Origin of the sequence: Furfurilactobacillus cerevisiae (genome assembly GCF_048961765.1) — a bacterium.
Lineage (GTDB): Bacteria > Bacillota > Bacilli > Lactobacillales > Lactobacillaceae > Furfurilactobacillus > Furfurilactobacillus milii_A.
In genome coordinates, this window is sequence record NZ_CP185253.1 from 2570507 (window position 1) to 2583400 (window position 12894).

A 12894-nucleotide genomic window follows, 5' to 3' on the forward strand; every position below is an offset into this window, starting at 1 on the left:
ACGCTGTTCGGACAAAAAAGATCAGCTTCCTTTAAAATGGTGTTTACAACAAACCCATCTTTTAGGAGCTGATCTTTTGTCTAGTATAACCTATTCCGAACGAATTAAAATCGAAACCTTTTGTGAACTAGGGCTGTCCAATATCCAAATGGGCGTTCGGCTGAACCGATCACCGTCAACAATTTCTTATGAATTATCTCGATGTCAACCTTATCAGGCTGAATTAGCACAAACAGATGCCGAATACAAGCGATCACGATGTGGTCGGAAAACTAAGCTGAGCGATGAGTTAAAGCAAACAATTCTCAACCATTTACATCTAAGCTGGTCACCAGGAATGATTGCTCACGAATTTAAACTAGCGACTAAATCTATTTATAATTGGCTAAATCAGGGGAGAATTGGTTTCTCCTTGAATGATCTACCTGAACATGGCGTACGCCAACGGCGTAACGTTGACCAACGATCCAAATATAATCAATCTTTGGGGCGATCGATTGAACAGCGTCCCATGATGATTAATCAACGTAATCGCATCGGTGATTTTGAACTAGATACCGTCGTTGGCCCTCGTGGGCATAGTAAGGCAGTTTTATTAACTTTAATCGATCGCAAATCACGGTTCCTTTGGGCATATCGGTTAAAGGACCGAACGACAGCGAGTGTTAATGAAGCACTGACTAAGTTCCTAACAACTTTTAATGGACCGGTGCACAGTTTTACTGTGGACCGTGGTACTGAGTTTAGTGGGCTAGTATCATTTGAATCACAATATGGTATTAAGACCTATTACTGTCATGCTTATACGCCAGCTGAACGTGGTAGTAATGAACGCTTTAATCGGAATTTACGTTATTTTTATCCTAAGGGGACTCGTTTTGAGCACATTAGTGCTCAAGATTTAACGACGACGTTACTCCAAATTAACCAGAGACCGCTTAAAATACTTGACTGGAAAACACCGTATCAGGTTATGCTGACCAATTTGTCCAAAAATTCGGATTAAATTTGCAATCTACCTTACATCAAATAAATTTTTGATGCGTAGGAACATTTTAGATAACATATCAGTCTTGTCTTTATAGTAAACGTACGGTGTTCCTGAACTGACGTGTGCATGTTTAGCAATTTTACCAAACGATAATCCCTGAATCCCTTCTTCCTTGGTAATTACTAAAACCGCCTGTTCAATCAACTGACGCTTTTGATCATCTCTCTTGCGCATGTTTATATATTAAATGATCGTTTAGTAATTGTCAATAATTAAATGTCCATTTAGAAAAAGAAAATATTCATTACACAATCTGTACTCTATTGTGAATCAAATTAACACAGGTGCTGGTAAAGATTGCCACCACTGTATAAACATTCAACTAAGAATGCATACAAAATATAAATCAAAAAATTGATCAGTGCAGGCAAAAAGTGCCTCTCGCCGGTCAATCTTTCTAGCTGCTTATAATGCCCGTTTAATCTACCAAATTTTCTCAAGAATCCATCACACAAAATCCGAGCCGCCGAAATCATGATTCACTTTTACGATCACCAGCTAACCCGAATAAAAACAAAGACTCAAGTTGACTGATTAATTCTTCATTCATGGTTCCAGAAGGAGCATTTGTCACATATTGAGACAACATTATCGCAAATGTTTTAATTGCTTCATCCGATACAGAAGTCCGAATTTCTCCTGTTTTTCTGCCATAACTGATCAGTTTTTCTCCCAAATCATCTTGCCACTTTTGAATTTTTTCTTGAATTTCCGATGATGAGTTAATGATTTTAGAGATTTCATCTAACTCGGCCTGTGAAATATTGGCTCTCAACTTAGCCGAATCGGCAGTATACTGCCGGAACTTTTCGATAAAATCCAATGAGTCATCCTCTAGTGTCAAGGGCAGTTTAAAAATGTAGGTTTTCGGCAGAAAGAAATGTAGGTTTTCGGCAGTTACTTGAGGCCACGTAATCGGTAAGATTTACCAGTGATCTTCACTACGTGAACATGATGAACCAAGCGATCGAGAATGGCTGCTGTCACAGTTGGGTTCTGGAAAATATCAACCCAAGCGGATAGATCACTATTGCTGGTAATGATCGTTGAATGCTTTTCATAGCGGGCATTGACTAGCTGAAATAAGAGGTTAGCTTCTTGGTGACCAATTGGCAAATACCCAATTTCATCAATAATTAATAGGTCATAGCGCGAATAGCGGCTTAGAGATCGATCAAGCAGTCCTTTTTCGTAAGCTGCTCTCAATCTAATCAACAGCTCATGACAATTAATAAAGAGAACCCGACAGCCCTGTTTACAGGCCTCAATCCCAATACTAATTGCCAAGTGGGTTTTACCGACTCCCGGATTGCCAATAAAGATTAAGTTTTCAGACTTTTCCATAAAAGCCAGATTCTGGAATTCCAGAACCTCTTGGCGATTCATACTGGGTTGAAAGCTAAAATCAAATGTATCTAGGGATTTTGTATTGGGGAACCGAGCACGGCCAATGGCCCGTGCAATCTGACCTTCGTGTCGATTCTGGAGTTCCGAATTAGTTAAATCAATTAGCGCCTCAGTTAATGACAGATTATCAGTGTGAATTTGATCAAGGTAATTCGGCAAGTATTCACGGATTTTGTTTAACCCTAAGCGCTCAAGATTATTTAAAAGAATTTGATTATTAGTGGTCATGGTAGCCTCCTATAAGTTGTCGTAATCAGTCATATGTTCACGAATGTAAGCTGAAATGTCTTCATCTGTCCGCCCTTTAAGCAAATCAGATTTGAGGATATTGAACTGATCTTGGGGGTCATAATTCAGCGAATTGGTAGTTATGGAGTGCGTACGAATTTCTTCTCCGTTATAATAAATGTGAATGCGCTGCTCATCATTGGAGATTTCAACAGCAACCGTACAACCAATGTATCGCGGATCTACTGAGTACTTACATTTGCGGAAATTGATCATGGCCTCCTTCGAAACGACACGGGTAATGTTTTCTTCGAAGTATGGTTCAAGGAGATTAACTGGAACGCGATGAAGGTACTCTTTTTCTTCGTCTAACCATTTCAGGTACGGGACTTCGTCCGTGGCCTGCGAAGTTTCATGATTTAGATCATCTCGGAGCATATGAACTAGTTCGATTAGCTCAGTTCCATCAGCAAATTCAGTATTGTATGGCCGTAAACGTTCAACCGTGCGAGCAAGGGCTTCAACTGCACCTTTAGTTTGTGGTCTGAATGGTCGACAAGCAATTGGTGTGAAACCGGCATCTTTACAGAATTCGTGGAACCGTTCGTTAAAGACAGCGTGGCCAAACTGGGATTTTGTATGATCCACAACGGTTTTCATATTATCAAACCAGATTTCCGTCGGAATACCTCCGGTATGAAGGAAAGCGTCGTGTAAGCAAGAAAAGAGGGTATCTTGGCTCCGATCAAAGGTTAGTGTCATATATTTGAGTTTTGAATAAGGCAATACATACAAGAAAATATTGAATTTAAACAGCTCACCCTCGCTGCTCACTAGGGCCATTTCTTCTTTCCAGTCAACTTGAGCAGAGAGACCAGGGGAATGTTCAATCCGAATGGTAGCTTTCTTAACTCGTTCTCGGCGGGTTTGGCGACAATAATCTTTCACGAGGGTATAGCTGCCGGTAAAGCCCTTCTTCTGGATAAATTTAAAAATTGAAGCAGCCGAACAATTTAGTTCAAGCTTTGAATCGATGGTTTGCTTGAATGGATCCAGTAAACTTGGCCGTTTCGGTCGACCACTTGGTCGGCCCTTAAGTCCAGCTTTGACTTCCTCATAGGCTTTCTTAACGGTTCGATAATCAACATTATATTGCCGGGCAATCTCGGCGAAGTTAGGCTTAATATTTTCAGTCACGTAAATCGTCACTCCTTCTCTTAAATCACGTCTCACATCAAATTCCTCCTACACTCTGATGTGATTCATGATACAAAAAATGTAGGAAAACCAACAGTTCTAACCTGCCGTTTTCCTACATTTTACGGGTGCCTTTTACACTCTAGTACATCTTGTGAATGAACTATACTTTCACGAACCATTTGAAGGATCACAGCATGTACAAGTTCATCCTTACTTGGAAAATATTTATACATTGTCACTAAAGAAATACCAGATTCACGACTGACATCTCTGACGCTAGTTTTTTGAAAACCATTATGAAGCATGAGTGAATACGCAGCGGCAATAATCTTATTGCGATTGACTGCTTTTTTTTCATTTCTTTTCATAGATCTCCTTGTAGGACTCAATCAAGTAATTCATTTTTGTTCCTCAAAAAGTATAACATATTTTCAGAATATTAAACTTTTATTGACATCTAATTATGAAACATATACAGTTAGTTTCGTGAAAAAAGTTTAATATTTTTCAGTTTTGTTATACTTTTTAAAAATTATGGAGGAAATAAATGTCATATTTACAATTGAGTAATATTCATAAATCGTATTATTTGGGTAAAGAGGAATTTCCAGTTCTTAATGGAATTAATTTAAATTTTGAACTTGGTGAATTCGTGTCAATTTTAGGGGAGTCCGGCGGCGGTAAGTCCACTTTGATGAACATTATCGGAGGACTGGATCGAGAATTCACAGGGTCCGTCACTGTTGATGGGCGTAAATTAGATCATTCGCAGGAAAAAAAGCTTGACGCATATCGCCGAGATACAATCGGTTATATTTACCAATCATACAACCTGATCAGTCATTTGACTGTTTTAGACAATGTACAGTTGTCTTTGGATATGACCACTCTAGATAAGTCACAACGGGAAAAACGTGCACTAAACTTGTTGGATCGTGTTGGCCTATCAGAGCACGCCTACAAGTATCCAAATCAATTATCTGGTGGACAAAAACAACGAGTCGCAATTGCGCGAGCTCTTGCCAGTGATCCAAAAGTAATTATTGCTGATGAACCAACTGGCGCGTTGGACGCTCAAAATACCGAAGAAGTTTTAGAGATGCTTAATTCCATTGCACAGGAAGGGCGATTGGTTATTACTGTTACCCACTCCCAACATGTAGCAGATGCCGGAACTAGGATTGTTCGTTTAGCTGATGGGAAAATTGTTGACAACACAGAAATTAAATCACCTTATACGCCAAAACAGTCACCTTCAAAATTAAGATCCAGACTTCTTCCCTTTAGCGTTAGCCTTAGAACTGCATTTAAGCATTTTCGTTTTCATTTAGGTAGAAACTCACTTATTGTGCTTGGCACCACCATTGGTCTATTTGCGGTAATGCTTTTTTCCGGTCTTGGCAATGGAATAAGTGGATACATTAGTAACCAGATCACAAAAATGACCAATCCTCAAGTTATTACCGTCTCCCGTTACGCAAAAATGGATCCAAGTGCCGCGCCAAGTCCAACCGCAGCAATGGGAAATGGAAGTTCTCCCTCAATGGGCGCCTCACAAACTGTTAAGAATTTCAGTAAAAAACAAATTGACCAACTTAGTGCTTTAAAGCACGTCTCTTCAGTAGAAAAGACATACAATTTGTCAAACATCAAAATTGATTACCAAGGAAAGTCTACGAAAGTTGCATCGATGTCTAACTGGACTCAGTCACAATCTTCTTCATCCATTACACAAGGAAAACAACCTAAAGCTGGAGAAGTCATCATAGATAAAAAGGCAGTTGCCAAAAAATTGTCAAAACCTGATCCTTCGAAATTAATCGGAAAATCTATTACTCTGAACTATCAAACAATGGACAGAACCGGCAAATTAGTAAACGTAAAATTTAAGGCCAAGGTCTCTGGAATTGGGAAGAGTAGTAGTGGTATCTCTTCCGTTAACGCCGTCAATACAAAAACGCTAACTAAGGCAATGAAACAGGCAAACGTTAATACAGACTCCTCTTCCTTATCCCTGAAAATCAACTCACTAGATTCAGTCAAAGGTGTAACCCAGAAAATTAATCATGTTAAATCAGACGGTAAACGATTATATTCGGCCACTGCCATTACTAGCATCATTGATAAGGTGCAAACCTATGTGAACTTAGCCTCACTGCTATTGGCTATCATCGCAGGAATTTCACTTTTAGTTTCCGCTCTAATGATTATTGTCACTATGTATATGTCCGTATCCGATAGAACCAAGGAAATTGGTATTCTACGAGCGCTCGGTGAAAGCAAACGAGATATTCGGCGGATGTTCATTAGCGAGTCATTGATTATTGGTGTTTTAAGCGCAAGCCTCGCCACTATTTTAGCCTTAGGTATCGGAGCAATCGCAAATATATTCATTAAATCTATTGCCGCATACGCATTTGTACAGATTAGTGTTACCAATGTAGTATCCGTCTTTGTAATTGCGTTAATTATCTCTTTGATTGCTGCTTGGCTTCCAGCCCGACATGCAGCAGCTTTAAATCCAATTGATGCGCTATCTGCGGATTAATTAAATACAATTTTTAAGAGCAAATGAAATCAAAAAGTACCAAAGGTAAACAAACCTAGATGTTTTAAATAAATGAAAAGAATTCTGTTCCAGACTCTCAACTTTAATTAAACGTTTTTTACTCTGAGAGGCCCTAATAGGGTTTCTCAGAGTATTTTGTCTTATTTCAAACCGCAGCTGAATCCGCTGATACATTCTCACGTTAACTCATCAATTAGTAGATTGTAAAATTAATCCGAACGCTGTTCGGACAAAAAAGATCAGCTTCCTTTAAAATGGTGTTTACAACAAACCCATCTTTTAGGAGCTGATCTTTTGTCTAGTATAACCTATTCCGAACGAATTAAAATCGAAACCTTTTGTGAACTAGGGCTGTCCAATATCCAAATGGGCGTTCGGCTGAACCGATCACCGTCAACAATTTCTTATGAATTATCTCGATGTCAACCTTATCAGGCTGAATTAGCACAAACAGATGCCGAATACAAGCGATCACGATGTGGTCGGAAAACTAAGCTGAGCGATGAGTTAAAGCAAACAATTCTCAACCATTTACATCTAAGCTGGTCACCAGGAATGATTGCTCACGAATTTAAACTAGCGACTAAATCTATTTATAATTGGCTAAATCAGGGGAGAATTGGTTTCTCCTTGAATGATCTACCTGAACATGGCGTACGCCAACGGCGTAACGTTGACCAACGATCCAAATATAATCAATCTTTGGGGCGATCGATTGAACAGCGTCCCATGATGATTAATCAACGTAATCGCATCGGTGATTTTGAACTAGATACCGTCGTTGGCCCTCGTGGGCATAGTAAGGCAGTTTTATTAACTTTAATCGATCGCAAATCACGGTTCCTTTGGGCATATCGGTTAAAGGACCGAACGACAGCGAGTGTTAATGAAGCACTGACTAAGTTCCTAACAACTTTTAATGGACCGGTGCACAGTTTTACTGTGGACCGTGGTACTGAGTTTAGTGGGCTAGTATCATTTGAATCACAATATGGTATTAAGACCTATTACTGTCATGCTTATACGCCAGCTGAACGTGGTAGTAATGAACGCTTTAATCGGAATTTACGTTATTTTTATCCTAAGGGGACTCGTTTTGAGCACATTAGTGCTCAAGATTTAACGACGACGTTACTCCAAATTAACCAGAGACCGCTTAAAATACTTGACTGGAAAACACCGTATCAGGTTATGCTGACCAATTTGTCCAAAAATTCGGATTAAATTTGCAATCTACCAATTAATTAAAATTGATAAGACAAATTAGCACAGGTGTCTCATTCTTGTGTACAGTGTTCGACAACGATGATATACTGTATCGATTGTATGAGTAATTACTCAAAAAAAGTCCGTTTATCGGCGGATTACATACTAAAATCACAGCCTGAATTATCTTTAAAAAATTAGACAACGGCACAATTCAAGGAGGCCTTAACATGCTCGCCAACCTGGCGGCACCACAAAAAAGTGCGGTGCCAATGGTGTTTGAACGCCATGAACAAAAATATGTCATGGATCAGTCCACCTATCAACAACTTCTTAAAAAATTGGGCGATCAAATTCGCATGGATCAATATGGTAAACAGACGATTTCATCACTGTATTACGATACCGAAGATTACATGTTTGCTCGCCGACAGCTCGACAACAGTAAGTATCGTGAGAAATTACGTTTGCGTGCTTATGGTGACCCAGTCGATCATCATCAACCGGCCTTTGTGGAATTAAAGAAAAAGGTCAACGGTATCACTTACAAACGGCGCGTTACCCTGCCTTATAACCAGGCTCACCGTTATCTTGCCAGTAACAGTGGCAGCATCAGTCGTAACGATGATATGAACGCACGCGAAATTGACCGTTTCACGCACTCGCATACATTAACTCGACAAACGGCTGTCATTTACGAACGCACTGCCTACAGCACCGCCGACGGTTTACGTTTGACCTTTGATGAAAATATTCGCTGGCGCTCCCGCAATGTCAATTTAATCAACAACAATCACGGAGTACCATTGCTGGCATCGGGCATGGTTGTTATGGAACTTAAGCTACCGCAAGCGCTGCCCTTTGAGTGGAGCCAGTTATTTGCTTCTCTCAAGCTTTATCCACAGCCATTCTCAAAATACGGATTAATTTACAAATACGGGATTCAGGGAGGGCAACAATGCTTATCAGTTATTTAGGGCCTAAACACCACCTTGTGACGTTTGAACAGATTCTTATTACCACACTAGTCACGTTGGTACTTGGTCTTATCATCGCCTTTGTTTATATGTATCGAAATCACTATTCTAAACACTTTATTTTCTCAATTGCCCTGCTACCAATCTTAGTGCAATCCATCATTATGATTGTCCACGGCAATCTAGGCGCCGGGATCACTGTTGCTGGGGCCTTCAGCCTGGTGCGCTTCCGATCAGCACCGGGTAATGCTCGGGAAATGGTCACCATCTTCTTTGCCATGACGATTGGTTTGGCAACAGGACGTGGTTACCTACTTTATGCCACATTTTTCACCATCGTCGTCAGTTTAGCGATGCTGCTGTACACGATGCTCGACTTTGGTGCCAGCAATCAAAACGAACGGTTGATGAAAATCACTGTACCGGAAAATTTGGATTATGAGCATGAATTCGATGCCATCTTTGACCGTTATGCGAAAGAAGTTACCCTCGATAATGTTCGAACGACGAATTTGGGGAGTCTGTTTGAACTGCAATATCGACTTGTACTTAAGAAACCAGATCAACAAAAAGCCTTTATTGACGCCTTACGGGAACGCAATGGCAATCTTGAGATTTCCATGCGGACAGACGTTACTAGCAACAACTCGCTTTAATATTTAGGTTAGGAATCACCGTTTCATGAGGAAGTACCAAGGAGAACAGTTATGAAAAAAGCACTATCACGCGACTACATTGTCACGGAGGCCTACCACGTTGCCGAACAAGGCAGTCTGCAAAAGTTATCTCTACGCGGCATGGTCCGTCATTTGGGTGTACAACCGCAAACGTTATACCACTACTTTCCAAGTCTGGATGATCTAAAAGCGGGTGTTGCTGATTACGGCCGTCAGCTCGTTGAATATGAACTCTACACTAAGCTCGTCCCTGTATCTGGTAAGGATGCGCTTAAGGTTTTCGCCATTACACTATTTTCGTTTGCTCAAGATCATCCATCCTTTCAGGAAATGTTAACGACGGAACATCACGGCTTTCGTTCACCACTCAAACTCGAAGACGCACCAGCTGGCGCAATCGTAAATATTCTGCGCGACATTTTAACGCCAATGATTGCTGACGAGCAGGAACGTGAACGAATGATGCGGTTCTTTTTGAGTACCCTATTTGGATACGCCAAACTGTCATTTAACGGTTTCTTCCCACAAAGTGTTAACGCTGAAGCAGACCTGAGCGACCTTATTGATGTGGTTACTCAAGTCATCCCCAATGGATCGAAATAAATCACGGAGGGTTTCGCACCATGTTAAAGAAACGCAGACCACGTGTCGCACTCATCAGCTTAATTAGTCTCATTATTATTTTGCTGGTGGGCACGTTTACGTGGCTTCATTTTAATTCCACGCGTCAATTGCCGCTTGGCTCACGACAAAAGGTCGAGCGATTACCGCGCGTCAAAATCAAGGGTGCTGTCTCTCAAACGGTCGATAAGAATCCTACCGTTCATTTTTCGTTTAAAGACCGTAAAACGGGTGTTCAAGAAGAAGGTTACGCCACCATGAAGTGGCAGGGTCAAAGTTCACGCCGCTACCCACAGAAAAACTGGAAGATTAAGTTTTATAAAGATAAGTCACTAAAACACAAACTAAAGTGGCGAGCTGCACCGGGGTGGAAAAAACACAGTAGCTACGTGTTAAAAGCCAACTATATTGATGCCACGCAATCACGTAACGTCGTTAATTCACAACTATGGTCAGACATGGTCGCCACTCGTTCTGGTGCACCAAAACAGTTAGCTGCCTCGCAAAATAACGGCGCCATCAGTGGTTTCCCTATCGAAATGAAGGTTAACGGGGACCGCTGGGGACTGTACACGCTTAACACACCCAAGGATGCCAAGTTATGGGGACTAGATAAACATGATCCCACTAACATCGCCATCAGTAGTAATGAGTGGGATAAAGCCGATATGTTCTGGTCCGACAAAGTTCGCTACAATGCGACCGGTTGGACACCTGACGTGCCTGATGCGTTAACTCGTCAACAAAAACAAGACTTTGAACGCTTGGTTCACTTCGTCAATACCAGCGACACGCAAACGTTTAGACAACATGCATCTGAATATTTAGACGTTAATTCCGTCATTGATATGTATCTGTTTGCCAACCTTATTCACGATCAGGACGGCCTCGGACGTAATCTTGAACTGCTCACTTATAACGGCCAGATTTGGCATGCCACCATGTACGACCTTGATTCTACTTGGGGTCTGTACGAAAATGGTCGCCACATTTATCCGTCCGGCGAGTCTGTATCCCATAACTATCCGAATCACGGTGACCTCAAAACGGCAGAGGGCAATCGTCTGCTACAACAAGTGGTCCAAGCCTATCCGGAACGCGTTCAGTCGCGTTGGCGTCAGTTACGCAAATCCACACTGACACCAACTAAGGTTAATAATGAATTCACAACATTCATGACCACAGTCGGTGACCCTAATTATCAAGATAACTTCCAACGTAATCCTGGAATTCCCTCCAAGAAAATTACGAGCTTGATGCAAATTCGCAGTTCGGTTAACCGGCAGTTTAAGGACTGCGACGCACTTTTCAACGACTATACGAGTAACGTCAAACGACTGAACTTCAATTACGTCGCTCCGACGCCGACTGAATCCGAAAAAGCAAGTTCTCGCGCAAAGGCTAGTTCAGCGAAAGCTCAGTCAGAAAACAGTCGTAATGACGATAGCAGCGATGTCAAACTCCCATAGCTAACTCTGCCTGCTTAAGGTGTAAACTATTGTTGACTGAAGTGCTGATTGATTAAAAATTGTCAGCATTGTTAAACATGCGGAAGAAGGCACTATTATGCAGTATGAAGGCGCACAATTGGCACATTATGTAGACCGACCCAGTCGCTTTACGTGCAGGGTCGAACGAAACGGCAAAACCATTGAAACTCATCTAAAGAATACCGGTCGCGGTGCTGATCTGCTGATTCCCGGCGCAACCGTTTCAATCGTGCCAGCCAAGAATCCTGAACGAAAAACGCACTGGGATATGGTCTCTGTCATCAAACGCACTGACCATGGTGACTTCTGGGTAAACATTGATAGTGCCATGCCAAATAAAGTAACTAAGGAAGCGGTAGACGCCGGTTTACTCACCTTTCCTGACTTACCTGGCACAATTACTGAATTCCGTCCTGAAGTGACGTTTGGCGATTCCCGTGTCGACTTCAAAGGTACGACGAGTACCGGACAAGAGTTCTTTGTTGAGACTAAGGGAGCGACGTTAGAAAGCCATGGTATTGTCGGTTTTCCCGATGCACCAACGATTCGCGCGGTTAAACACGTTTATAATCTTGAACATGCGATTGATGAAGGCTACATGGCCTATCTTTTCTTCGTCATCCAAATTGATAACATTGACGTGCTCACCCTCAATCATCATATGGCGCCCAAACTTACAGCTGCTATCAAGGCGGCCGTACCACATGGGGTTAAAATTGCCGCCTACTGTTCAAAGGTTGATGAAAACGTCATGACATTACACCGGCCAGCTGAATTTCGGATCGATGAACCGTTTATCGATCCGCAGGTGGAAATGGGTTTGATTAAATAATCTGTCCAACAAGCACATCTGGTGAGAAACAAGTGTTACTCATGATATAGTTTGGTCACAATTAAACCGAAATGAGGGATACGCTTATGTACGATGTTTGTCAGAGTTGTGGCTTACCCCATATGAACCAGTTTGGAACGGAGGCCAATCAACGTGTTTCAAACATTTACTGTCGTCATTGTTATCAGGATGGTGAATTTATTGACGCCGCCATTACATTTAATGAAATGAAAGTTCGCGGGCTAGCCATTATTGATCAATTAAATACGTCTAAGCTGAAAAAACGCTTCATGAAATTCTTCTATCCGGGTGTATTGAAACGGACTGAGCGTTGGCGCAAACGGAAATAAGTTAACTATCGAAAATGTACCAAGTAATTTAGTGTATAGAAAATAATCCCTTTTAAAGTCACCGAAGATGATACCTGTCTGATGATTTTTAAAGGGATTATTTTTGTGCAATTTAGGGCTAAAGACACTATTTTCAATAGTTACTGTTGTGGCATTGCATTCAGTTTACAAGCTGCTATTAAATGCTATTCGCACGAAAACAGCTGTGAAGCCAATAGGAGGGCGTCAACAGTGATACCGAACCGTGAAAATGTTGTTAATCCGAATGGTTCTCTCGGATTTACAA

The 12894-nt window shown here is 41.3% G+C and carries 14 protein-coding genes; 9 read left to right on the top strand and 5 right to left on the bottom strand.

The features are described 5' to 3' along the window. The first annotated feature begins 76 nt into the window (after positions 1–76). Positions 77–1006: an IS30-like element ISLpl1 family transposase gene (locus ABUE36_RS12735; RefSeq protein ID WP_096109805.1), complete on the top strand. Its 930-nt coding sequence runs from the start codon at positions 77–79 to the stop codon at positions 1004–1006. Positions 1007–1015: 9 nt separating this feature from the next. Here the strand turns inward: ABUE36_RS12735 and ABUE36_RS12740 are convergent, their stop codons facing one another. From ABUE36_RS12740 to ABUE36_RS12760, 5 genes are all read right to left on the bottom strand, one after another. Beyond that, the gene (locus ABUE36_RS12740; protein WP_421016851.1) at positions 1016–1225 is read right to left on the bottom strand and encodes a TetR/AcrR family transcriptional regulator; all 210 of its coding nucleotides are present in this window, start codon (positions 1223–1225) and stop codon (positions 1016–1018) included. 298 nt (positions 1226–1523) lie between these two features. Then, positions 1524–1874, bottom strand: a complete 351-nt coding sequence (locus ABUE36_RS12745; protein WP_421016854.1) for a hypothetical protein — start codon at positions 1872–1874, stop codon at positions 1524–1526. Between the two features lie 74 nt (positions 1875–1948). Beyond that, on the bottom strand, positions 1949–2686 hold the full coding sequence (gene istB / locus ABUE36_RS12750; protein ID WP_014386885.1) for an IS21-like element helper ATPase IstB: 738 nt from the start codon (positions 2684–2686) through the stop codon (positions 1949–1951). Between the two features lie 9 nt (positions 2687–2695). Beyond that, a complete protein-coding gene (gene istA, locus ABUE36_RS12755) occupies positions 2696–3919 on the bottom strand; it encodes an IS21 family transposase (protein ID WP_003555353.1) in 1224 nt (407 codons plus the stop codon). 86 nt (positions 3920–4005) lie between these two features. Continuing rightward, positions 4006–4254, bottom strand: coding sequence for a TetR/AcrR family transcriptional regulator (locus tag ABUE36_RS12760; RefSeq protein ID WP_421016855.1), 249 nt, complete (start codon positions 4252–4254; stop codon positions 4006–4008). Positions 4255–4433: 179 nt separating this feature from the next. Here ABUE36_RS12760 and ABUE36_RS12765 point away from each other — a divergent pair, with 179 nt between their 5' ends. The 8 genes from ABUE36_RS12765 to ABUE36_RS12800 all read left to right on the top strand — a co-directional run bounded on the left by ABUE36_RS12765 (position 4434) and on the right by ABUE36_RS12800 (position 12608). Beyond that, complete coding sequence (locus tag ABUE36_RS12765; protein WP_421016853.1) at positions 4434–6434, top strand: ATP-binding cassette domain-containing protein; 2001 nt, start codon at positions 4434–4436, stop codon at positions 6432–6434. A 315-nt stretch (positions 6435–6749) separates the two neighbouring features. Further along, positions 6750–7679: an IS30-like element ISLpl1 family transposase gene (locus ABUE36_RS12770; RefSeq protein ID WP_096109805.1), complete on the top strand. Its 930-nt coding sequence runs from the start codon at positions 6750–6752 to the stop codon at positions 7677–7679. A gap of 212 nt (positions 7680–7891) precedes the next feature. Then, complete coding sequence (locus ABUE36_RS12775; protein WP_421016856.1) at positions 7892–8638, top strand: VTC domain-containing protein; 747 nt, start codon at positions 7892–7894, stop codon at positions 8636–8638. Then, complete coding sequence (locus tag ABUE36_RS12780; protein ID WP_421016857.1) at positions 8620–9294, top strand: DUF4956 domain-containing protein; 675 nt, start codon at positions 8620–8622, stop codon at positions 9292–9294. The genes ABUE36_RS12775 and ABUE36_RS12780 overlap by 19 nt, the downstream gene beginning before the upstream one ends. A gap of 51 nt (positions 9295–9345) precedes the next feature. Next, on the top strand, positions 9346–9918 hold the full coding sequence (locus tag ABUE36_RS12785) for a TetR/AcrR family transcriptional regulator (protein ID WP_421016858.1): 573 nt from the start codon (positions 9346–9348) through the stop codon (positions 9916–9918). A gap of 20 nt (positions 9919–9938) precedes the next feature. Then, positions 9939–11405: a CotH kinase family protein gene (locus ABUE36_RS12790; protein WP_421016859.1), complete on the top strand. Its 1467-nt coding sequence runs from the start codon at positions 9939–9941 to the stop codon at positions 11403–11405. A gap of 97 nt (positions 11406–11502) precedes the next feature. Beyond that, positions 11503–12258: a DNA/RNA nuclease SfsA gene (sfsA, locus tag ABUE36_RS12795; RefSeq protein WP_421016860.1), complete on the top strand. Its 756-nt coding sequence runs from the start codon at positions 11503–11505 to the stop codon at positions 12256–12258. Positions 12259–12344: 86 nt separating this feature from the next. Beyond that, positions 12345–12608, top strand: coding sequence for a zinc ribbon domain-containing protein (locus ABUE36_RS12800; RefSeq protein ID WP_421016861.1), 264 nt, complete (start codon positions 12345–12347; stop codon positions 12606–12608). The last annotated feature ends 286 nt before the right edge of the window (positions 12609–12894 follow it).